The sequence below is a fragment of the Polaribacter pectinis genome (genome assembly GCF_014352875.1).
GTDB classification, from domain to species: domain Bacteria; phylum Bacteroidota; class Bacteroidia; order Flavobacteriales; family Flavobacteriaceae; genus Polaribacter; species Polaribacter pectinis.
The window spans coordinates 3,211,119-3,233,953 of record NZ_CP060695.1 but is presented as its reverse complement, the minus strand read 5'-3'; the positions used below and the strand labels follow the sequence as shown (position 1 = coordinate 3,233,953).

Genomic DNA, 22,835 nt, shown 5'->3' with positions numbered 1-22,835 from the left:
TCGTAAAATTTTAACGTTTTTTCAATAATCTGAAAATCAAATAATTAAAAGACAAAAAAGAGGTAACTTACTGCTATTGCTGACATTCCTAAAAAAAACTTTTTTAGATAAAAATATCATCAGAAATAAAAAATAAAATTTGTTGTAAAATAAAAATGCAATTCTTTCTCGATAAAAAAGCTTGTTTATTTAGAACTTTTATGCATAAGAGAAGCTTTCTCTAAATATTTTTGAACACTAATTTTTGAAGTATCTTTGCAAAAAGTTTTTTTGATGAAAAATAGGTTTCCAAAAGTTGTAAAAATCTCAATAATTTCTGTTTATTTAATCTTTTTAGCAGGTTCTGTTGTTAGAATGACAGGTTCTGGAATGGGTTGCCCAGATTGGCCAAAATGTTTTGGATATTATATTCCACCAACTTCCGAAGAACAAATTACCTGGAAACCAAATGCAGAATTTAAAAAAGGGTTTATCATTATAAAAGACGAAGCTTTATTTGTTGCTGAACATGATTTAAGAACAGCTTCTGAATTCAATATAGAAAACTGGGCAAAATATACCAAACACGATTATAACAAGTTTAACAAGTTCCATACTTGGACAGAATATATAAATAGATTAGCTTCAGTTTTAGCTGGTTTTGTTTTTCTCTTTTTAATTTACGGTGCTTATAAAAACAGAAAGAAAAACAAATTAATTCCTATTCTTGCTTACACATCTTTCTTTTTAATGTTGTTTGAAGCTTGGTTAGGAAAAACTGTAGTAGATTCTAATTTAACGCCCACAATTATTACCATTCATATGGTAGTTGGTCTTGTAATTATTGCACTTTTATTATGGTTACAATTTATAGTTTCTAATAAACAAAAAGTCTATAACTACAATGCTCTATTTAATAAACTAATTATAGTTTCTGTTATTTTCTCGTTGATACAAATTGCAATGGGAACACAAGTAAGACAGTTTATAGACGAGCAAGTAAAATTATACGGTTTCGAAAACAAGAATTATAGTTTAATGAATGCTAACTTTAAATTCTATTTTCACAGATCTTTTACCATTGCTATTGTTTTGGTAAACTTGGGACTGTTTTACATCAATCAAATAAAAAATCTTGGTTATAAATTGGTGAATTGGATTGTTTTCTTAATCTTTTTAGAAACCATTACTGGAATTTTAATGTATTATGCAGACATTCCTTTAGGAACACAAGCAATACATTTATTAGCTGGCGCAATTTTATTTGGGTTGCAATTTTATTTATGGCTTCAAAGTCGAAAGACTTTGAGTACGAAGTCTTCAGTGGGCAATTAGCAGTTGTTGCTCTAAAAACTTCTCGATACAATTTCGATGAAAAATCGAAATCACTCGAAGTGACAGAATCCAACAATTTGAAACTTTGAAACTAAATAATAAAAAACTTCGCCACTTTTCGAGAAAAAATCTGACTGCAAACTGAAGACTGAAAAACTGCCAACTGAAATTACGGATGTGCATTTACCCAAACTTCGCCATCAGAAAAATATTCTTTTTTCCAAATAGGAACCGTTTCTTTTAAAGTATCTATTGCAAATTCACAAGCTTCGAAAGTTGCTTTTCTATGTTTTGAAGAAGCTGTAATAATTACAGGAATTTCGCCAATTTGCAACATTCCTTCTGCATGATGAATGGCTATTTTATAAATAGGAAATTTTTCTAAAGCCAAATCTGCAATTTTCTGCATTTCTTTAATAGCCATAGGTTTGTAGGTAGAAAAATCTAGTTGAGTAACCTCTTTTCCTTGAGTATCGTTTCTTACAGTTCCAATAAATGCAGAAATTCCACCACAGGAATCATCTTCTACAAAACTGTAGCATTCTTGTAAATCTAATTTTTGTGATGTTATTTTAATGGAAGTTCTCTTCATTATTCAACAAAAATAGCAATTCAAAATGTATCTTTGCAATCTAATTTTCAATACTTCATAAAAATGAAAAATTTCTTTAGAATTGTAAGTTTATTAGAAGGAGTTTCTTACTTATTACTACTATTTATAGCAACACCAATTAAATATTTACAAGGCGATGCTTCTTATGTAAAAATGCTAGGAATGCCTCATGGAATTCTTTTTATGCTATATGTGGTTTTAGCAATTGTTATTAAAAAAGAAATGAATTGGGACAACAAAACATTAGGAATTGTTTTAGTTGCTTCTGTAATTCCTTTTGGTACTTTTTATATTGATAAGAAATATTTAAGGTAGTTTTAACCTCCACTTACTGGCGGAATTATAGCAACAACATCACTTTCTTTTAAAAGCAAATCGTTTTCTGCATATTCTTCATTTACAGCAATTGCATAGGAATTTATGTTTTCTAATTGCGGATATTTTTCTTTCAGCAATATTTTAAAATCGTTTACAGAACTATTGTCTGAAATCGTAATTTCTAGATTATTTGTTGCTACTAAATCTGCAGTAATTCCGAAAAAAAGGGTTTCGATTTTCATCAATATATATTTTAAAACAAGCTTAATCTAAACAATAAACCATCACTTTTAACACCTCCATAATTAGAGCGCACATAATCTATTCTTAAAAACCTCCATTTACCATATCCTATATTGTCTAAACCTACAGAATATTCTGTATATGGTTTTTTATCTGCCATAAAAAGTGTTTTTGCACCACCAACCAAATGGAAATTCAATTTATTTATTAAAGGAACTTTTCCTAAAATAGCACCTCTAAAGTTATGCTCTATATGCGCTTCTACATATTTATCATTAGTGTAAAACTTATAGTATTCTAACAAACCAAAACTGCTTAACCTGTTTCCTAAAGGAAAAGTTAACTGATTTCCGTTTGCTTGTAAATAATCCATAAAAGCAATATTCTTCTTTTTTAAGAACATTCCACCTCTTATATTGTATTGAAACTTACCATAATTCCCCACATTTACATCTTGTCTTAAACTAGCAATAAATAAATCTGAATTTAATTGAGAATCAGAAGCTCCAAATCTTTTTGTATACTTTACATTTAAAGTTGGATATTTTGCATTGCCTTCGTTTTCTTTTCTATCTGGATACGATAAATATTTCTGTGCAAAAACAAAAGTAGCTCCCACATTTAAGGTTGCTATTTTATGCTCTAGGAAAGGTGAGTTTACAAAATCTGTAGCATCTAGAGGATTATTAGAAGTGTAACCACCGTTTTTATCTTGTGGTGCAAAAGAATAATTAGTGGTATTAAATAAAGGTTTTCTATTAGCATATTCTAAAGAAGTAGAAAAATAAATTCCGTTTTTAATTTCTTCTGAATACCCAATTCTTGCATAACTCTTCTCATAAATTTTTAAATAATTTAATCTGCTTAACAAAGAACTAATTGTGTTATTTAATTTTAACACCGGTGTTCTGTCATTAAATTGAGGTGTTGTAATTCCTCCAGAAATACCCAATCTTGGTCTAGAAATGTTATTCCATTTTTTAGTGAAGAAAAAAGTTGGTCTTAATCTTTTATCAGAAAAACCATAATTGGCATTTACTCCTGCTCTCCACCATTTTCCTTCTTTGTTTATTTGTTCAAAATAACTAAAACCTGCAGAAGTATTTACACCCTGTACAGTGTTAAAACTAGTTTTTAACAAAGGTCCATTATATGAAAAAGAATTATTTTTATAAGAATTATCATATGTATAACCCATTAACGGATCTAACAAACCAAACTTATTTCCTTTAGCATCTATAGAATCTAAATACTTTTTAGATTTTCTAATTACTTTAATAGAATCTTTAATTCTATAGTCTTTTACCTCTTCTGTTGTTAATGGTACAGGTCTTAATTTATTCCAAAAAACAGTATCTTTTTTAGTAGCATCTTTCTCGAAAGACAAAATTTCATTAGTAAATGTACTTTCCTTAAAAGTTGGCTTAAAATTATAATCTGAATATGTGTATGAAAATTTACCACTTGGTTTGAAACCAAAAATAGAAATATCGAAATCTATAGTTTGACTTATTAAAACCCAACCTTCTATTTCTTCGGAATAATTATAACCTTGCTTTAGTTTTAAAGAATTTACAATTGGTATGTTAACTTGCGCACCAGTTGCCGTAACATCTGTACCATACAAAGCCCAATCGTCTTCTACTATGTAAATAAAACCACTAAAAACACGACCATTTTTACGTTTCGGTATCAGTTTTATTTTATTGATGAGTTTTCCATTTTTATCATAAAACGTTCCTTCTAATTTGAACTTATAATAACTAAAAGCGTTGGTAGAAATGGGAGAAACTAAATCGTTAAAAACAGCTATACTGTTTTCGTACAAATCTATACTCGAATCTTCTGCTCTGTTAAAACTGATGCCATTATCTTGTCCAGAAACTTTAGAAGCAACAATTTTTTCTTTAAATTTTTTAGGATTTTTCTGATATGAAATATTAGAAAAAGTTTCCGATAAATAAATAATTCCAGTTCTAGTAGAATCTAAACCACCACCAAAATCTCCAGTAGATTGACCGAAAAATTTTTCTGGTGCGTCTTTAATTCTTGTTAATCCTCTTGAATAAAATTTAGCAGTATAATTGGCATATTTATCTGTGTTTTTATCCTTATTATCAATTACATTTCTAATAATTCTATTTGCAGGATTGTCTTTTGTAGAAATAGAAATTTCACTCAACTTAACACTTTCCTCTTCTAAATGCACATTTAATATAAAAGGAAAAGAAGTAATATTTACTTTCTTTTTTAATGTTTTGTAGCCTAAAAACTGAAAAATAATTGTGTGATTCCCCTTCTCTTTTAAATCTAAAATATAATCTCCACTATCATTAGAAGTTGTGCCACTTGTAGATTTTTCTAAATAAATACTCACAAAAGAAAGTGGTTCATTTTCTGCGTCTGTAATACTTCCTTTTACTTGTGCAATATTTATTGATACTGTAAAAAATAATAATAGAAAAGTAATTTTTTTCATAAAAAAGTTTCGTTGATAGTCGCAAACATAAAGTTTCTGTTACAAATTAAAGTTTAAAAAATGTTAAACCAATTGTAATCTTCTTTTTAAGACGCAAAAAAGAACTAAAACGTTGTACAAAGTTTAAAAAACTATACTAGATTGATGCAATTGTGCTTTCTAAACTTTTATAAATCAGCTTTTTTATTGAACTGTTCATTTTGTTATTTTTAGAAAATTGCTGATTTACCTCCAACTCAATTCCAATATAATTCTTTGAAAACTGTTTTCGTAAATACGTTGTAAAACCATCTGCTTTTCCTAAATATGGATAATTATAACGCACATTTATTGTTGAATTTATTGCTGAAATTTCACTTTTAAAACGTTTACAAAATTCTTTTTCCGCTGTTTTTCTGGAATCGTATAATAAACCAATATCACAATTTCTTTTTTCTGAATTGAAAACTGGCGTAAAAGAGTGCACAGAAACATGCAAAATCAATTCATTATTTTCTATTGATTTTCTTATTTCAGATTCTACAGAATTTCTATAGGTTTTATAATTTAATATCAAATTCTCTTTTTCTACTTTGGAAAGTGATTTCGAAAATTCTGAAAACAGATTTTTATGATGTAAAGATCTGTTCAACTCAATTAACAACCTGCTTTCTTCACTAAAAAAAGAGGCGTTTGCCAATGGTTTTAAATGTTGAAATAAATCCAATGCACCCAAATCGAAACCTCTGTGAGTTTCTAAAACTGCTTCATTCTTTTTAAATATATGTAGAAGGTTGGCAGGAATGTGATTCCCTCCATGTTCACAAGAAATTATGACTTTCATTAAGAAAACAAACGATTATCTGCTAAACAATTTGCCAAATCTGTATATATTTTTTTGATATTTGTTTCTGATAAATCATCATTTAAAGCATTTAAAATTCTTGTGGAAAGTGTTCCTTTTTCTAAAATAAGTTCCAGTGCTTCGTAATGAGATTTATTGATATTAGGTTTTGCCAAATTGTACAAATGTTGCCAAACTTCTTTTGCAGTAGCTTCTTTTTCAATTCCAAAAATTTGTAAATAATCTAAATTAGAAATAACTGTATTTTCAGCATCTTTAATAGTATCATTTAAAATTGGAAAAAGCGCTGTGTTTTTCCAATTTTTCTGATTAGAAAGTGTTGCCAAATCTAAATTAACAAGCAATTTTAAAACTTCAATAATTAAGACACATATAGCAATATCTGCTTTTGGACATTCTTGAATATCTACCAAACGAATTTCAATGGCATTTCTATCGAAACGCGCAATGGCACCTCTACTATTTAAAAAGTGATGCTCTAAAATATTATCCGTATCAAAAGGTTTTATCGCTTTATTTATCGGATTAAAAATTACTGAATTGTAGTCTTTTTTGTTAAAAACATCTTCAGGAATTACCATTCCTGTCATTGCTGGAATTTCTTTTTGGTTCGTTTTATAATATTCTAAACGAGTATCTTTAAAACCTGTATTTTTTCCTTCCAAAACTGGCGAACTTGCGCACAAAGCTGGTATTAATGGTAAAATAACACGAACTGCTGCATGTAATTTCTCAAACTCTTCATCGTTAAAAAACGGCAAATTTATGTGCGTACTTTGCACATTGCTCCAACCATGACCTTTGCAATCGAAAATTTTATTGTACAACGCATAAACCTCGCTATAACTGTGTTTCCATAGAGAAGTATCTGTTAAAGGGTTCATTAATGGATGTGAAGCTGTTGGCAATAAATTGACATCTAAACTTTCTAAAAGTGCATTAATTTCAATAATATTTTTATGAAATAATTCTGATAAACCGTCCAAATTACTGGTTGGTCCGTTTGTTTTTAATTCCACAACATGCGCCACCAATTCATTGCTCCAAGCAATTTCTCCATTTTCTATATCGCCAGTTAATTTGCCATTTTTTTTTGTTAAAAGCGCATCTACAATTGGTGCAACTTTAAATGTTTTGGTATTTGTTAACATGTATTCAAGTTCAATACCAAACACTTCAAATAAATGATATTTTTTACCCATTTTATTGTAATCTTGTTTTAATTGCTGCTAAAATTTTAGTGTAAATTACATCTCCATAATATTCGTCTTCTACACCAAAATCTATATTTGGATTGTCGTTAATTTCGATAACCATTGGTTTATTGTTCACCACTTTTATATCAATTCCATACAAACCTTTTCCCATTAATTTTGCCGATTTTAATGCCATTTGAATCACTTTTTTTGGCACTTTTTCAATTGGCAAACAAGTAGCATCTCCATCTTGTTCTTTCTTCTTTTTTGCTTTCCAGTTGTAAATTTGCCAATGCCCTTTTGCCATGTAATATTTGCAGGCGTAAAAAACCTCATCATCTATAATTCCAATTCGCCAATCATAATCAGATGGACAAAATTCTTGCGCAATTATCAAGTCAGATTCTTTCAACATTTCATCTACCAACTGCGTATATTCTTCTTCTGTTTTCGCTTTTTTAACTCCGAATGAAAACGTAGAATCTGGCGCTTTTAAAACACAAGGCAAACCAATTAGCGCAATTACTTCATTTCTATTGTCTTTATGAACAATTACAGTTTTTGGTGTAGCAATATTTGCGTTATTCAGCGCTTCTGCCATATAAACTTTGTTGCAACATTTTAAAATTGCATCTGGGTAATCAATAATAGCAATATCTTCTTGTTGTGCTTTTCTTGCAAACGCATAAGCTTCATTGTTTACTTCTGTACTTTGGCGAATAAACAACGCATCAAAAGAAGTTAATCTGCTTAAATCTTTTGGAGTTATAATTTCAGCGTAAATATTCATTTTTTCAGCAATTTCTATAAACTTTTTTAAAGCTTTAAAGTTGCTTGGTGGTGCAGGATCATTAGGATTTACCAAAATAGCCAAATCAAAATCTGACTTTGTTAATTTTGGGGTATCGTACCTTTTTTTAGAAAAATATTGGTTTGCAAATTCGTGCACACTTTCTAAATGTTCTGCAGGAATTTCCGATTCAGAAATTGCTTTAATACTTTGAATGTTCCATTTTGTGTTAAAAGAAAATTGTACACGTAAAAATGGAACCTGAAAATGTTTGTAAAAAAGACTGCTTAATTCTTTGTATTTCTGCGCAACATTTTGTCCGAAATAAATACTTAATGTAAATTCTCTAGACTTTATGTTTTTTAGGCTTTGCTGAATTACATCATCAAAATCTTCTGAAACAATTTTTACCAATTTTAAATCTTTTAAATCGACCAAGTTTTTAATGGTAGGAATTGCAGAATGTCCTCTGGCTTCGGCTAAAAGCGATACATAATATCCTTTTGTTTGGTAAGTGTAATCTTTGCATAAATTAAAAATTCTTGCTTTTTTAATTAGTGCGAATTTCGAATTTGTAAGATATTCTTGAGACGAAATTACAGTTATATTATCAATAGAAAATTTCCATTTTTCTGGTTGATTTACAACAATGTACTTATTCATTAATGTGCATAATAGCAGTATATATTTACTACAAAATTATATTATTTTTTAATATGTTTTACAAAGTGATAAAAATATTTATTTCTATTTTAAATACTGATAAACAAAGGATTAAAACCTATGCAAAATGAATCTTAATATTAATTTTTTGTAGACTCTCTTATTACTAAATCTGTATCTAAAACAAGTTCTTTAAAACTAAAATCAGAATTTTTCTTTTTCTTCTTTATTTCTTTATAAAGTAATTTAAATGCATTTATTCCCATTTCTAAACCTGGTTGATTTATAGTTGTTAAAGAAGGTGAAATTACAGATGCCATAAACCAATTACTAAAACCAACAATACTTATGTCTTCTGGTATTCTTACGCCTTGTTTCATAAATTCTGTCATTGCGCCAATTGCAACTAGATCTGTATTTATAAAAATTCCATCTACATCTTTGTGTTCTTTTAAAAGTTTTTGCGCATTAAGTTTTCCTTCTTCGAAACTCATATCTCCACATTCACATATATATACTAAAGAAGAATCGTATTCTAAACCATTATCCAATAATGCTTTTTTATACCCTAAAAATCTATCAATTGAATTTTGAGGCAATAAAGGACCTCTAAAATGTGCAATTCTTTTACAACCAATATCTATTAAATGTTGTGTTGCCTTGTAAGATGCTTTTCTATCGTCTATAATAACTTTAGAACATTTTACCATTTTAGCAATTTTATCGAACATAACTAAAGGTGTTTCATTCTCAATAACATCATTTAAATGTTTAAAATCTGCTGTACCATTTGCTAAAGAAATTAAAATTCCATCTACTCTTTTACTTAACAATAAGTCTACTTGTTTTTTTTCTAACTCATAAGACTCATTAGATTGTAGAATAATTACCAAATACCCTTTCTTTTCTGCTTGCTCAATAATCCCTTTAATAACACTCGAAAAAAAGTGATGCACAATTACTGGAATAATTAATCCAATAGTTTTAGATTCTCTAGTTCTTAAATTTACAGCGAAAGAGTTTGGTTTGTAATTTAGCATAGATGCTGTTTCTCTTACCAACTTCCTTGTTTTTTTACTAACATCTGGATATTCTTTTAACGCTTTTGAAACCGTAGTTATAGAAATACCTAATTCTTCTGCTATTTGCTTTAATGTTACCATGTTAAATTCATTCTTTTGATAAAAAATATGTGCTTAATTACCTCGTAAATATACTAAATTATCTTAATCGAAAACGTTTTCGGTAAATCGAAAACGTTTTCGATTTATTATTTAAACAAAAAAAAGTCTTTTAATTTAATTTTGTTTAATATAAAGTACAAATTTTATTAAATCGATAAAATAGAACTAAAAATCATCTAGATACACTAATAATATGAATAAAAAAATAATAATATGGTCATTAACAACTGCTTTGGCAGGTTTCTTATTTGGTTTTGATACAGTTGTTATTTCTGGAGCTGAAAAAAAACTACAATTAATTTGGGAATCTACAGATATGTTTCATGGATTGGTAGTTATTGGTATGGCATTATGGGGTACAGTCATTGGAGCTATTTTTGGTGGAATTCCAACAAATAAAATTGGTAGAAAAAACACCTTAATATGGATAGGTGTCCTTTACACTATATCAGCAATTGGATCTAGTTTAGCGAATGACCCTTGGACTTTTGCTTTATTTAGATTTATTGGAGGTTTAGGTGTTGGAGCATCGACAATTGCTGCACCAGCTTACATTTCAGAAATTGCACCTGCAAAAGATAGAGGTAAATTAGTTGGCTTATATCAATTTAATATTGTGTTTGGTATTTTAATAGCTTTCTTATCTAATTATTTATTAAATAATATTGGTGAAAATGCTTGGAGATGGATGTTAGGAATAGAAGCAGTACCTGCTATTATTTATACTTTAATGATTTTATCTGTACCTAAAAGTCCTAGATGGTTGTTAACTAAATCTAGAGAAGATGAGGCAAGAGCGGCTTTAAAAATCATTAATCCAAAATTAAACTCAAATGCTTTAGTTGAAGAAATTAAACAAGAGATGAAAGATACGATACCTAATGAAAATATCTTTCTTAAAAAGTACAGATTTCCATTAATTTTAGCTTTTTTAATTGCTTTTTTTAATCAATTATCTGGTATTAATGCATTATTATATTATGCTCCAAGAATATTAGAAGAAGCAGGTTTAGGAGAAAGTACTGCTATGTTAAGTAGTATTGGTGTTGGTGTTACAAACATGCTATTTACATTGTTAGGTATATTTTTAATAGATAAATTAGGTAGAAAACAACTAATGTATATAGGTTCTTTTGGCTATATTATATCATTATCATTAGTTTCTGCAGCTTTCTTTTTTGACTGGCAAGGAACCTATATGCCTATTTTCTTATTTATTTTTATTGCTGCACATGCAATTGGACAAGGTACTGTGATATGGGTTTTTATATCAGAAATATTTCCAAATCATTTAAGGGGTTCAGGACAGTCTTTTGGTAGTTCTGTACATTGGGTATTGGCAGCAGTTATTCCTTCATTAGTACCAGTATTATTTTCTACTATTGGAGCCAGCGTTGTCTTTCTGTTTTTTGCAGTTATGATGGCCATACAATTACTATTCGTAATCTTTATGATGCCAGAAACTAAAGGTGTTTCATTAGAGGAGTTAAGTAAAAAACTAATCAAAAATAAAAATTAAGCAAATGAAATTCAAAAAATTAACTTTTATAGCTCTTGTATTGCTTGTGTTTTTTAACTGTAAAAAAACAGCAGAAACTAAAGAAAAAACTTCTGAAAATATTACAGAAGAGGAACTTTACAGACCTAACTTTCATTTTACACCAAAAAAAGCTTGGATGAATGATCCTAATGGAATGTTTTATTACAATGGTTACTATCATTTATATTTCCAATACCATCCAGAAAGTAATGTTTGGGGACCTATGCATTGGGGGCATGCAATTAGCACAGATATGATTTCTTGGACAGAGCAACCTATTGCCATTTATCCTGATGAACTTGGAACCATCTTTTCTGGAAGTGCAGTTGTAGATATAAGCAATAGCTCTGGATTAGGAGAAGTTGAAAAATCTATTCCAATTGTTGCTATGTATACGAACCATAAAGATTTTGGTAACGGAAAAGTTAAACAAGTACAAAGTATTGCTTACAGTCATGACGAAGGTAAAACTTTTAAGAAATACGAAAACAACCCGGTTATAGATAACGATTCTATTAAAGATTTTAGAGACCCAAAAATTACTTGGGATGATGATAGACATAAATGGATTATGTCTCTTGCAGCTGGAGATAAAATTATGTTTTACGATTCTAAAAATTTAAAAAAATGGAACTTACTTTCAGAATTTAAAAAAGATGAAAACTCTAAAGATGGAGTTTGGGAATGTCCAGATTTATTTAAACTACCAATTAAAGGCACAGAAGAATTTAAATGGGTATTATTTGTAAGTGTTGGAACTGGTGGGCCAAATGGTGGAAGTGCAACACAATATTTTATTGGAGATTTTGATGGTAAGAATTTTATAATTGATAAAGAATTTGAAAAAAGCTTAAAAGAAAATCATACATATTGGTTAGATTTTGGTAAAGATAATTACGCTGGTGTTTCTTGGTCTAATGCAAGAACAAAAGATGGTGCTAAATTAATGATTGGTTGGATGTCTAATTGGGATTATGCAGTAAAAGTACCAACAGAAATATGGAGAAGTGCGATGACAATTCCTAGAAAAGTAGAACTTAAAAAAGATAATAATGGTTATCGATTAATTACGAACCCAGTACAGGATTTAAATAAATATAGAGGCACCAAATTTAAAAAAGAAAATATTTCTGTAAACGGAAATACAAAAATTATTGGTTCAGAATCTATTGATTTAGCAAGCACAGAAATAAAGTTTAACATAGCTAATTTAAATGATAAAAGCTTCACTTTTATACTATCTAACAAAGTTAATGATTCGCTTTTATTTGGCTATGATCATACTAAAAATTCTTTTTTTATTGATCGTAAAAAATCTGGAAAAACATCATTTTCAGAAAAGTTTGCTGATAAAATATCTACCACTTTAAGAACTTCATCTAACAAAAACCTGTCAGGAACAATATTAATAGATAAAACATCTATAGAGTTGTTTTTTGATGATGGAGAAACTGTTATGACAGAGATATTTTTTCCAAACCAACCCTATTCAACCTTTTCTATAGAAACAAATAATCAAGAATTACTTCTAGATAACATCGTAATAAATCAATTAAACATTAACTAAATTAAATTAAACATTAACTAAATTAAATTAAATTATGAGACGTAAATTACTCTTTTTACTTACAATATTTGCTCTTATCAGCATATCCGCCCAAGCCCAGGTTAAAGGTGTGGTTACTGATAAAGATGGAGATATGCCATTACCAGGAGTTTCAGTAGTTGTATCTGGTACTACGGTTGGAACAACAACCGATTTTGATGGAAATTATACTTTAGCCAAAGCAAAAGCTGAAGATACATTGGTTTTTAGTTACCTAGGTTACAAAACAGAAACCGTAAAAATAAATGGAAGAAGTGTTATAAATATTGTTTTATCAGCAGAAGCAAGTCAACTAGACGAAATAGTAATAACAGGTTATACTAAAGAAAAAAAGGTAGACGTAACTGGTGCAATATCTGTTGTAGAAATGGCTCCTATTAAAGGAGTTGGTTTAAGTACAGGTAGTGCCGTACAAAGTTTACAAGGTCAAGTAGCTGGTTTATTTATTGAGAAAAACGGAGACCCAACAGGTACAAGCAACAATATACTAATTAGAGGTGCAACTACTCTTGGTAACAACAACCCATTATTTGTTATTGATGGTGTGCCAACATTAAGACAAGAAGTTTTTGCAAGCTTAAACCCAAGTACAATAGAATCTGTTCAAATACTTAAAGATGCTTCTGCGTCTTCACTTTATGGAGCTCGTGCAGGAAATGGTGTGGTAGTTGTATCTACAAAAAACAGATCAAAAGCTGGTGGTGCTGAAAAATTTAAAATAAGTATAAATTCAAACATTTCAGTTCTTTCAGAAAAAAAACAACGTTATAAAATGCTAAATGCATTGCAAAGAGGTGAAGCTTTATGGCAAGCTTCTGTTAATGATGGTGCAGACCCAAATAGCGGTTATGGTGAAATATATAATTTTGATTGGAATGGTGATTTTAATAACCCAGTTTTAAATAATGTAACTGTACAACCCTTTGTTGGAGGTGATACATCTATACCAGTTGGAGATACTGATTGGCAAGATGAAACTTACCAAACTGGATATTTATACAATAATGAAATTTCATTTTCTGGAGGTACAGACAATTCATTTCACTTAATAAATGTAGGTCATTTAAGTAATTCAGGTATCTTAAAAAACACAGGTTATGAAAGAATTACAGCTAAATTAAACTCTAATTTTAATTTGTTTGATAATAGATTAAGAGTTGGTGTAAACTCACAAATGTCTACTTCTGATGAAACTTTAGCTTCTAGAGATGTTGGTAGTGCATATACAACAAGTTTAGCTATATCATTAGCTCCAACAATTCCTGTATATGATGCAAACGGAGAATTTGCTGGTCCTTTAGGTTCTGGTTATTCAGACAGAAACAATCCTGTTTTAATGCAACAACTTAATAGTTGGGACAACACTAGTAGAACCACTTTTTTCGGAAATATTTATGGAGAATTTGATATCGCAAAAAATCTAACCTATAGAACTAGTTTAGGTATAGACTATAATGTAGTTGACAGAAGAGATATTGAAAGAAAAGTTAATAATGGTTTTATTACAAGAGCTACAAATAGATTAATACAAGGAAATCAAAAGTTTACTAGTTTAGTATTTACAAACACCTTAAACTATAATGTAGAATTAGCTGAAAAGCATAATATAGGAGTGCTTTTAGGAGTGGAATCTATTAAAGACGATCAAGATAGCTTTATTGCGCAAGCAGATGGATTTGCAGTAGAAACAGAATCATTCTTTCAGTTAGATGCAGCTACAGGAGCAAGAACAAACGTAGGTTCTTCTACTGGTAGTAGATTGTTATCTCAATTTGCTAAAGTAAACTATGGTTACGAAGACAAGTATTTAGCTTCTTTTACTTTACGTAGAGATGGATCATCAAGATTTGGAGCAGACAATAGATATGGTATTTTCCCTGCAGCAACAGTAGGTTGGAGAATTAGTAATGAAGATTTTTGGAAAGAAAATGAAATTGTAAAGTCTTTAAAATTTAGAGCAGGTTATGGTGAAGTTGGTAACCAATCTATTGGAGATTTAGCACGTTTTGGTTTATTTCAATCTAATTATGGGCAAAATCAATTACAAGCAACTGGAGACACTTTTTTCTTTAATACGTTTTACAACGTTGGTACCGCTTATGATTTAAACGGAAATAACACAGGAAATTTACCATCTGGTTTTGTATCAATTCAAGCATCAAACCCAGCTTTAAAATGGGAAACTACCAAAGAATTTAATTTTGGTGTAGACTTTTCTTTATTAAACAATAAAGTAACTGGTTCTTTCGATTATTTTACTAGAGAAACTAGTGATATCTTAACAACACCACCTATTGCTTCTGTTGTAGGAGAAGGACAACAAAGAGTATTAAATGGAGCAACGACAGAAACAAACGGTTGGGAATTAGCTTTAGCGTACGCTAATACTTTTGAAAATGGATTAAAAATGACAGTTTCTACTAATTTCGGAGCTTTTAAAGATATAATTACAGCTTTACCAGATGAGGTTGTATCTTCTTATCCTGGTACTGTAGATAATTCTATAATTGGACATTCTCAATTTTCAATTTTTGGATATAAAACAGATGGCTTATTTCAAAGTCAAGCAGATGTAAATGCGAGCCCAACTCAAGTTGGAGCTAGACCAGGAGGATTAAAATTTCAAGATTTAGATGGTAATGGTAGTATAGATGCAAATGATAGAGATTTTATTGGTACAACTTTACCAGATTTAGAATATGGTATTAGAGTAAATTTAGAGTATAAGAACTTCGACTTTTCTGTATTCGGTTCTGGTGTGGCAGGTAGAATAGGTTTAGACCCATATATATACTGGAATAACTTTGTACAAGGTAGAGAAAATGCTGGTTTAGGTGTTTTAAACGCATGGACTCCAAACAATACGGGTTCAAATATTCCAGCGGCATCACTTGTAAATAACGATACAAGAACCTCTGATTATCTTTACAGAAAAAATTCTTATTTCAAAGTAAGAAACATGTCATTTGGATATTCTTTACCAGAAGAAATTGTAAACAAATTCGCAGGTATGACAAGTTTAAGATTTTACGTTCAAGGAGAAAATTTATTCTGGTTTACACCTAAAGACTATATAGGATCAGATCCTGAAAGAACAAATGTAGATAACATTCCTGTTCCAACAACATTATCACTTGGTCTTAACATTAACTTTTAAAAAATATTAAAATGAAGAATATAAAATTATTATTAGCGGGAATCTTTGCTACATTTTTAATAGCAGGATGTTCTGATGATTTCCTAGAATATGAGCCAGAAGGTGTATTATCTAATGAAAACGTAGCTACAGCAGAAAATGCAGAAGCATTAGTGGTTGCTGCATATGCAGGAATTGCAAATGATGACATGGTAGGTCCACTTACTAACATGTGGGTTTATGGAAGTGTTAGATCTGATGACGCCTACAAAGGTGGTGGTGGTAGAGGTGATGTTGATATCGTAGATAGATATGAACAATACAACTTAACAATTGCAGACGATCCTTTAGATTGGATGGGACCAAGAACTTGGACTAATTATTATAAAGCAATCTCGAGAGCTAACTTTGCATTAAAAGTAATTAATGATATACCAGATGCAGAATATTCAAACAAAGCTATAAGACAAGGAGAACTTCGTTTTTTAAGAGCGCACTCTCATTTTATGCTTAAACTATTGTTTAAAAAAATACCATATATCACAGAAGATTTAACTCAAGAAGAAATTATTAAAGTTTCTAATGATGTAGATAATGATGCTTTATGGAACACAATTGCAGATGATTTTCTATTTGCCTACAACAACTTACCTCAATCTCAAGATCAAGTTGGTAGAGCAGACAAAAACGCAGCAGCTGCTTATTTAGCAAAACTAAGTTTATACCAAGCTTACGAGCAAAATGACAATCACGCCGTTACAAATATAAACATGTCTAAATTACAAGATGTTGTCGATTATGCAAACGACGTAACTAGTTCACTAGAATCAGATTACGGTAATAACTTTTTAGATGGTTTTGATAATGGTTCAGAATCTATTTGGGCTGCACAATTTTCTATCAATGACGGTACAACTGTTAGTAGAGTAAGTTTTGTAACTGGATTAAATTCACCTCATGGAACTGGTTTATATGGTTGTTGTGGGTTTCATTTGGCTAGTCAAAATATGGTGAACGCATTTAAAACAGATGCTTCTGGTTTACCATTATTAGATACTTTTAATAATAGTAATATTTTTGATGTTGTAGATGCAAATGGAGAAACTGCTTTAGCTGCAGGAATTACTTTAGATCCAAGAATAGACCATACAGTTGGTATTCCTGGACGTCCTTTTAAATATAGAAATACGGTAAATACTTCTGGAGATATGATTTATAACTTTAGTTGGGCAAGAGACCCAGGTGTTTATGGATATTTTGGGAACATGAAAGAACAACAAGCTCCAGATTGTGGTTGTTATGTAAAAGAAGGTCCATTTGTTGGAACATCAAAAAATGTAGATTTTATTAGATATGCAGATGTACTTTTATTTAAAGCAGAAGCTTTAATTCAAATGAATCAAGTAGATGCTGGTTTAGCCATAATTAACCAAGTTAGAAGAAGAGCTGCAGCTAGTACGCAAAGACAAATAGATGCAGGAGCAACAGATGTATATAATGTTGGAGAATATCCAATGGGTTTATCTAAATCTGAGGCTTTTAAAGCTTTAATGTTCGAAAGACGTTTAGAGTTTGGTATGGAAGGTCCAAGATTTTTTGACTTAGTAAGATGGGGAATGGCAGAACAAGTTCTAAATGCATATTTAGCAGTTGAAAAAACAAGAAAAGATTTTTTAACAAATGCTAATTTTACAGCAGGTAGAGATGAATACTATCCAATACCTCAAAGAGAAATAGATTTTACTGGTGGTTTATATAAGCAAAACCCTGGTTACTAAAATATTGTTGATTGATTTTTGAATTAAATTAATTGTTATCAAGAGAGATTGACATTGTTTAATCTCTCTTGTTTTTATTAACAATTAAATTGTTTTATTTTAAATATTAAAAAATGTCAAAAGTAGTTTGTTTTGGAGAAGTATTATGGGATGTTTTTCCTACTCACAAAAAAATAGGAGGCGCACCATTAAACGTTGCAAGTAGATTAAGTTCTTTTAATCAGGAAGTAGTTATGATTAGTGCAGTTGGAGATGATAAACCTGGTGAAAAACTAATAGAGTATTTAGTAGAAAATAATGTTAATACAGAGCATATTCAAACTAAAAAAGAATATCAAACAGGTAAAGTAAAAGTAATGTTAAATGAAAAAGGTTCTGCTTCATATGATATTAAATATCCTAGAGCATGGGATAAAATTCGTTTTACTGAAGGGGCTAGAAATGCAGTAAAATCTGCAGATGCTTTTGTATTTGGAAGCTTGGTAGCTAGAGATGAAACCTCTAGAGATACCTTATATCAATTAATTGAATTAGCTAAATATAAAATTTTTGACCTTAATTTAAGACCACCTTATTACACCACTGATGTTTTAATTCACTTAATGGAAAAAGCAAACTTTATTAAGTTTAATGATGATGAATTATTTGAGGTTTGTAAAGAGATGGGTTCTAAGTACAATTCTTTAGAGCAAAACTTAAAATTTATAGCAGAAAAAACAAATACTAAACATATTTGTGTTACTAAAGGTTCTCATGGTGCAGTTCTTCTTCATGGAGGAAATTTGTATTATAACAGTGGTTTCTTAATTAAAGTGGTAGATACTGTTGGTGCTGGAGACTCTTTTTTAGGTTCATTAATAAGTCAATTATTAAATGAAGTAAAACCCCAAGAAGCTATAGATTTTGCTTGCGCTATTGGAGCATTAGTTGCAAAAAGTGAAGGGGCTAATCCAAAAATATTACAAACAGAAATTGAAGCTTTTATTAATCCAAAATAAAAGATGTTTAAACGTAATTATTAGATAACTTAGACTTTCTTGTCTTAAATAAAAAAGAATAAAATAAATTATGAAATTCAAAAAACCTAAATTAAGCTTTTGGCAAATCTTAAATATGAATGTTGGGTTCTTTGGAATTCAATATAGTTTTGGATTGCAACAAAGTGCAGTTACACCAATTTACGATTTTTTAGGTGCAAGTCCAGATCAAATTCCATTATTACATCTTGCTGGTCCAGTAACAGGTTTGTTAGTACAACCAATTATTGGAGCATTAAGTGATAAAACTTGGAGTCCAAGATTTGGAAGACGTAAACCTTACTTTTTAATTGGAGCAATTTTATGTAGTTTAACTTTATTGGCATTTCCTTTTAGCAGTTCTTTATGGATGGCAGCAGGTTTGTTATGGATTTTAGATGCAGGTAACAACACTGCAATGGAACCTTACAGAGCATTAATTGCAGACAAATTAGATGACGAGCAACAACCTTTAGGGTTTCAAATGCAAAGTTTCTTTACTGGTTTGGGGCAGGTTTTGGCAAATTTATCATTATTTATATTTCCATTAATTTTTATAGGAACCACAGGTGCTTTACCAACTTGGGTGTATGCCTCTTTTTTCTTGGGAGCTGCTTGTTCTATAGGAACCATTTTATGGAGTATTCGTAAAACGAAAGAAATTCCTCCAACAGCAGAAGAATTAGCAAAATTAAGAAGTGAAAAAAGAAGTGTTATTGGTCCTTTGGTTGAAATTTTTTCAGCAATAAAAGACATGCCAAAAGTAATGTGGCAATTGGCATTGGTTTATTTATTTCAATGGTATGCACTGTTTTGTTATTGGCAAAACTCATCTAAAAGTGTGGCATTGTCTGTATGGAATGCAACACCAGACAATACAGAATTATATAGCGAAGCTGTAAGTTGGACAGGTTTAGTAAACGGTTGGTATAATGTAGTTACTTTTTTAGTAGCGTTTGCACTGGTTGGTTTTGCAAAAAAATATAGTGCAAAAAGAGTACACGCATTTTGTTTAATAATTGCTGCAATAGGGTTTTTAGCTTTTCCACATATCGAAAACAAAAACTTATTATTTTTTGCAATTACTGGTTTTGGTATTGGTTGGGCAAGTATGATGGGTATTCCGTATTTAATGGTGGTTGCAGACATTCCAAAAGAACGTTATGGTGTGTATATGGGTATTATTAATATGATGATTGTAATTCCAATGATTATTCAAACATTATCCTTTGGATACATTCTAAAAAACTTTTTAGATAACGACCCAAGAAACGCAATAACTTTTGCAGGTGTTTTACTGATTATAAGCGCCATTTTCACCCTATTTATTAAAAGTAAAAAACAAGTTCAGTAGTTTTTTTACTCAATTACAAATTAGATTATTTTGAAAAATTTTATAAGAAATATAGATATTTTATGTGTTGGTGAAGTCTTAATCGATTTTATAGGTCACCAAAACGATGTCTTAATTAACGGAACCAGAGATTATCATAGATATTTAGGTGGTTCGCCAGCAAACGTTGCTATGAATTGCAAACGATTAGGGTTAAATTCAACAATGGTTGCAGCAGTTGGTAAAGATGGTTTTGGAGAGTACGTTTTAAAAAGATTAGATGAAATTGGTATTGATACAAAACACATAAAAAAGCTTGATAATAAAGCTACAAGTGTCATTTTTGTTTCAAAATCAAACGGAACACCAGATTTTATACCATATAGAGATGCAGATTGTGCAATTTCTGAAGAGCAAATAACAGCAGAAATGTTAGCTGCTACAAAAATATACCACACAACTTGTTTTGCGTTGAGTAAAAAACCTGCGCAAACTACTATTTTAAATAAAGCTGCAGAAGCTTTTAAAAGCGGATGTAAATTAAGTATCGATTTAAATTATGCCAAAGAATTATGGTCTAATAGAGAAGAAGCTTTAGAAGTTATAAAAACATATTGCAAATACAATCCATTAATAAAAATTAGTGATGATGATATGTTTCGATTCTTCGAAAAAGAATTATCGCACGAAGAAATTTTTAATTTCTTTCATAATTTAGGAGTAGAAACTGTTTGTTTAACTTTAGGTAGTAAAGGTGTAAAACTTTCTCAAAAAGAAAAAGAAGTAATTCAATTACCAGCAATAAAAATAGAAAAAGTAATGGATACAACTGGCGCTGGAGATGCATTTTGGTCTGGTTTTTTATTCGCTTATATTAAAGAAAAACCAATAGAAGAATGTTTGCAAGTCGCTTTAAAATTAGCAGCTTTAAAACTTCAGAATGTAGGTAGGCTTCCAGATAATATTAATGTTTTATCCAAACTTCTATAAGTTTCTTTCAAAAAACAATCCAATTTATACAATCAGAAAATATGAACATTATTTCTAACGGAGTTATGCTTAATGCATATCCAGACAGTATTGGAACCAATTTAAGTGACACTGTAAACTTGCTTCAAAAAGAAGAACTTAAAGATGTTTTTTCGTTGTTTTATGTGTTGCCAACTTTTTTTAATAGCGATTTAGACAGAGGTTTCTCTGTTATAGATTACAACTTAAATAAAGAATTAGTTTCTACAGATGATTTAAAAACGCTAGAAAGTTTAAATATTGAATTAAAATTCGATATTGTTTTGAATCACTTATCTGTAAATTCTCCACAGTTTAAAGATTTGTTAGCAAATGGTGAAGCTTCAAAATTCAAAGAATTTTTTATCGATTGGAATACTTTTTGGGAAAATAATGGAACAAAAAATAAAGACGGAATTGTAATTCCTAAAGAAGAATATCTTAATAAGTTATTCATGAGAAAATCTGGTCTTCCTATTTTAAAAGTCCCTTTTCCTGATGGAACAGAAAAACCGTATTGGAACACCTTTTATCAAGAAATAAACTATTCAAAAATTACTATTGAAGAAATTTTAACTATTGAGGGAGTTACTGAAGATCAAGCTAAAACTATTGCTAAAAAAGTAAACGGAGCCATTGAAAATAAACTTAAAATAGAAGATGTTGATTTTGAAAATTTCAATAATTTAAAAGGTAAAATTATTCCTATTGTAAATAAAAATAGGTCTTTTTTAGGACAAATGGATGTAAATGCAAAGTCGGAATTAGTTTGGGATTTTTACGAAGAAACATTAGCAAAAGTAAAAAGTTTTGGCTGTAAAATTCTACGTTTAGATGCTTTCGCTTATTTACACAAAGAAGTAGGCCAAACAAATTTTTTCAACAAACCAGGCACTTGGAATTATCTAGATAGAATTAATGAAATTGCAAAGAAAAACGATTTAATACTTTTACCAGAAATTCATGCAGAATATGGTGTAAATCTTCATGATGAAGTTGCCAAAGAAGGATACCAAATTTACGATTTTTTCTTACCAGGATTAATGATCCATACATTAGAAACTGCTTCGAACAAAGCAATTATAACTTGGGCAAATGAAATTATTGAAAAAGGGTACAAAACTGTAAATATGTTGGGTTGCCACGATGGAATTCCTGTTTTAGATTTAAAAGGAAAAGAAATCAATGGAACTTATAACAAAGGTTTATTAGAAGATTCAGAAATAGAATCTATTATGGAAACTGTTATAAATCGTGGTGGAAGAGTTAAAAACTTATACGATCCTTCAGGAAAAAAAATATCATATTACCAAGTAAATGCAACTTTCTTTAGTGCATTAGGCGAAAGTGAAAAGAAGTTATTATTGGCAAGAACAATACAAATGTTTATGCCAGGAATACCACAGGTTTGGTATTTAGACCTTTTTGCAGGTAAAAATAATTATGAAGCTGCAGACAAAGGTGGTAGTGGTGGTCATAAAGAAATTAACAGAACAACACTTTCTAACGAAGATATTGAAGAGGGTTTAAAAACAGAAATTGTTAAAAACCAACTTAAAATAATGCGTTTAAGAAATACCTCTAAAGCATTTTTAGGAACAATGGAAATTAAAAATTCAAAGGAAAATGAACTTCATATTAAGTGGAAAAATAACAATGAATTTGCCGAATTAAAAGCAAATCTTGTTACTAGTTCATTTACCATCAATTTTTCTGAAAATGAAACTATTAAAAAAATGAATTTCTAAACCAATTTTACAACAATTATTCTTTA

Annotated in this window: 17 protein-coding genes; 10 read left to right on the top strand and 7 right to left on the bottom strand. The window is 29.8% G+C overall.

The genetic code is table 11. The features are described from left to right. Nucleotides 1-273 precede the first annotated feature (273 nt). The gene (locus H9W90_RS14460) at nucleotides 274-1,314 is read left to right on the top strand and encodes a COX15/CtaA family protein (protein WP_187482282.1); all 1,041 of its coding nucleotides are present in this window, start codon (nucleotides 274-276) and stop codon (nucleotides 1,312-1,314) included. A gap of 169 nt (nucleotides 1,315-1,483) precedes the next feature. Here H9W90_RS14460 and H9W90_RS14455 read toward each other — a convergent pair whose 3' ends face one another. Next, nucleotides 1,484-1,906 (bottom strand): molybdenum cofactor biosynthesis protein MoaE, encoded by a 423-nt coding sequence (locus tag H9W90_RS14455; RefSeq protein ID WP_187482281.1) that lies wholly within the window; start codon nucleotides 1,904-1,906, stop codon nucleotides 1,484-1,486. 63 nt (nucleotides 1,907-1,969) lie between these two features. Here H9W90_RS14455 and H9W90_RS14450 point away from each other — a divergent pair, with 63 nt between their 5' ends. Beyond that, the gene (locus tag H9W90_RS14450) at nucleotides 1,970-2,242 is read left to right on the top strand and encodes a DUF3817 domain-containing protein (RefSeq protein ID WP_187482280.1); all 273 of its coding nucleotides are present in this window, start codon (nucleotides 1,970-1,972) and stop codon (nucleotides 2,240-2,242) included. 2 nt (nucleotides 2,243-2,244) lie between these two features. On the opposite strand, the gene H9W90_RS14445 is transcribed toward H9W90_RS14450, so the two are convergent. The 6 genes from H9W90_RS14445 to H9W90_RS14420 form a co-directional block, all read right to left on the bottom strand. Then, nucleotides 2,245-2,487 (bottom strand): MoaD/ThiS family protein, encoded by a 243-nt coding sequence (locus H9W90_RS14445; RefSeq protein WP_187482279.1) that lies wholly within the window; start codon nucleotides 2,485-2,487, stop codon nucleotides 2,245-2,247. An 11-nt stretch (nucleotides 2,488-2,498) separates the two neighbouring features. Then, entirely contained in the window at nucleotides 2,499-4,967 is a 2,469-nt protein-coding gene (locus H9W90_RS14440) for a DUF5686 and carboxypeptidase regulatory-like domain-containing protein (protein WP_187482278.1), read from the bottom strand. 136 nt (nucleotides 4,968-5,103) lie between these two features. Next, the gene (locus H9W90_RS14435) at nucleotides 5,104-5,790 is read right to left on the bottom strand and encodes an N-formylglutamate amidohydrolase (protein ID WP_187482277.1); all 687 of its coding nucleotides are present in this window, start codon (nucleotides 5,788-5,790) and stop codon (nucleotides 5,104-5,106) included. Beyond that, a complete protein-coding gene (locus H9W90_RS14430) occupies nucleotides 5,790-7,013 on the bottom strand; it encodes a glutamate-cysteine ligase family protein (protein ID WP_187482276.1) in 1,224 nt (407 codons plus the stop codon). Before H9W90_RS14430 ends, H9W90_RS14435 begins: the two co-directional genes overlap by 1 nt. A gap of 1 nt (nucleotide 7,014) precedes the next feature. Next, nucleotides 7,015-8,460: a RimK family ATP-grasp domain-containing protein gene (locus H9W90_RS14425; RefSeq protein WP_187482275.1), complete on the bottom strand. Its 1,446-nt coding sequence runs from the start codon at nucleotides 8,458-8,460 to the stop codon at nucleotides 7,015-7,017. Nucleotides 8,461-8,600: 140 nt separating this feature from the next. Then, nucleotides 8,601-9,623 carry a LacI family DNA-binding transcriptional regulator gene (locus H9W90_RS14420; RefSeq protein ID WP_187482274.1) on the bottom strand — a complete coding sequence of 341 codons (1,023 nt, stop codon included), beginning with the start codon at nucleotides 9,621-9,623 and terminating at the stop codon, nucleotides 8,601-8,603. Nucleotides 9,624-9,837: 214 nt separating this feature from the next. Between H9W90_RS14420 and H9W90_RS14415 the strand changes: the two genes are divergently transcribed. From H9W90_RS14415 to H9W90_RS14380, 8 genes are all read left to right on the top strand, one after another. Next, nucleotides 9,838-11,163, top strand: coding sequence for a sugar porter family MFS transporter (locus tag H9W90_RS14415; protein ID WP_187482273.1), 1,326 nt, complete (start codon nucleotides 9,838-9,840; stop codon nucleotides 11,161-11,163). 4 nt (nucleotides 11,164-11,167) lie between these two features. Beyond that, entirely contained in the window at nucleotides 11,168-12,751 is a 1,584-nt protein-coding gene (locus H9W90_RS14410; RefSeq protein ID WP_187482272.1) for a glycoside hydrolase family 32 protein, read from the top strand. A 34-nt stretch (nucleotides 12,752-12,785) separates the two neighbouring features. Beyond that, the gene (locus H9W90_RS14405) at nucleotides 12,786-15,947 is read left to right on the top strand and encodes a SusC/RagA family TonB-linked outer membrane protein (protein ID WP_187482271.1); all 3,162 of its coding nucleotides are present in this window, start codon (nucleotides 12,786-12,788) and stop codon (nucleotides 15,945-15,947) included. An 11-nt stretch (nucleotides 15,948-15,958) separates the two neighbouring features. Beyond that, nucleotides 15,959-17,704, top strand: a complete 1,746-nt coding sequence (locus H9W90_RS14400; RefSeq protein WP_187482270.1) for a RagB/SusD family nutrient uptake outer membrane protein — start codon at nucleotides 15,959-15,961, stop codon at nucleotides 17,702-17,704. A gap of 113 nt (nucleotides 17,705-17,817) precedes the next feature. Continuing rightward, on the top strand, nucleotides 17,818-18,702 hold the full coding sequence (locus tag H9W90_RS14395) for a carbohydrate kinase family protein (RefSeq protein WP_187482269.1): 885 nt from the start codon (nucleotides 17,818-17,820) through the stop codon (nucleotides 18,700-18,702). Between the two features lie 70 nt (nucleotides 18,703-18,772). Then, nucleotides 18,773-20,074 carry an MFS transporter gene (locus H9W90_RS14390; protein ID WP_187482268.1) on the top strand — a complete coding sequence of 434 codons (1,302 nt, stop codon included), beginning with the start codon at nucleotides 18,773-18,775 and terminating at the stop codon, nucleotides 20,072-20,074. A gap of 30 nt (nucleotides 20,075-20,104) precedes the next feature. Beyond that, on the top strand, nucleotides 20,105-21,043 hold the full coding sequence (locus H9W90_RS14385) for a carbohydrate kinase family protein (RefSeq protein WP_254712503.1): 939 nt from the start codon (nucleotides 20,105-20,107) through the stop codon (nucleotides 21,041-21,043). 41 nt (nucleotides 21,044-21,084) lie between these two features. Next, nucleotides 21,085-22,809, top strand: coding sequence for an alpha-amylase family protein (locus H9W90_RS14380; RefSeq protein ID WP_187482267.1), 1,725 nt, complete (start codon nucleotides 21,085-21,087; stop codon nucleotides 22,807-22,809). The last annotated feature ends 26 nt before the right edge of the window (nucleotides 22,810-22,835 follow it).

What these genes read in the sequence shown, in the direction of transcription:
- H9W90_RS14445 (WP_187482279.1), bottom strand. Translation starts at nt 2,487, where the DNA reads ATGAAAATCGAAACCCTTTTTTTCGGAATTACTGCAGATTTAGTAGCA.
- H9W90_RS14390 (WP_187482268.1), top strand. Translation starts at nt 18,773, where the DNA reads ATGAAATTCAAAAAACCTAAATTAAGCTTTTGGCAAATCTTAAATATG.
- H9W90_RS14460 (WP_187482282.1), top strand. Translation starts at nt 274, where the DNA reads ATGAAAAATAGGTTTCCAAAAGTTGTAAAAATCTCAATAATTTCTGTT.
- H9W90_RS14430 (WP_187482276.1), bottom strand. Translation starts at nt 7,013, where the DNA reads ATGGGTAAAAAATATCATTTATTTGAAGTGTTTGGTATTGAACTTGAA.
- H9W90_RS14380 (WP_187482267.1), top strand. Translation starts at nt 21,085, where the DNA reads ATGAACATTATTTCTAACGGAGTTATGCTTAATGCATATCCAGACAGT.
- H9W90_RS14410 (WP_187482272.1), top strand. Translation starts at nt 11,168, where the DNA reads ATGAAATTCAAAAAATTAACTTTTATAGCTCTTGTATTGCTTGTGTTT.
- H9W90_RS14395 (WP_187482269.1), top strand. Translation starts at nt 17,818, where the DNA reads ATGTCAAAAGTAGTTTGTTTTGGAGAAGTATTATGGGATGTTTTTCCT.
- H9W90_RS14425 (WP_187482275.1), bottom strand. Translation starts at nt 8,460, where the DNA reads ATGAATAAGTACATTGTTGTAAATCAACCAGAAAAATGGAAATTTTCT.
- H9W90_RS14440 (WP_187482278.1), bottom strand. Translation starts at nt 4,967, where the DNA reads ATGAAAAAAATTACTTTTCTATTATTATTTTTTACAGTATCAATAAAT.
- H9W90_RS14435 (WP_187482277.1), bottom strand. Translation starts at nt 5,790, where the DNA reads ATGAAAGTCATAATTTCTTGTGAACATGGAGGGAATCACATTCCTGCC.
- H9W90_RS14420 (WP_187482274.1), bottom strand. Translation starts at nt 9,623, where the DNA reads ATGGTAACATTAAAGCAAATAGCAGAAGAATTAGGTATTTCTATAACT.
- H9W90_RS14455 (WP_187482281.1), bottom strand. Translation starts at nt 1,906, where the DNA reads ATGAAGAGAACTTCCATTAAAATAACATCACAAAAATTAGATTTACAA.
- H9W90_RS14450 (WP_187482280.1), top strand. Translation starts at nt 1,970, where the DNA reads ATGAAAAATTTCTTTAGAATTGTAAGTTTATTAGAAGGAGTTTCTTAC.
- H9W90_RS14400 (WP_187482270.1), top strand. Translation starts at nt 15,959, where the DNA reads ATGAAGAATATAAAATTATTATTAGCGGGAATCTTTGCTACATTTTTA.
- H9W90_RS14415 (WP_187482273.1), top strand. Translation starts at nt 9,838, where the DNA reads ATGAATAAAAAAATAATAATATGGTCATTAACAACTGCTTTGGCAGGT.
- H9W90_RS14405 (WP_187482271.1), top strand. Translation starts at nt 12,786, where the DNA reads ATGAGACGTAAATTACTCTTTTTACTTACAATATTTGCTCTTATCAGC.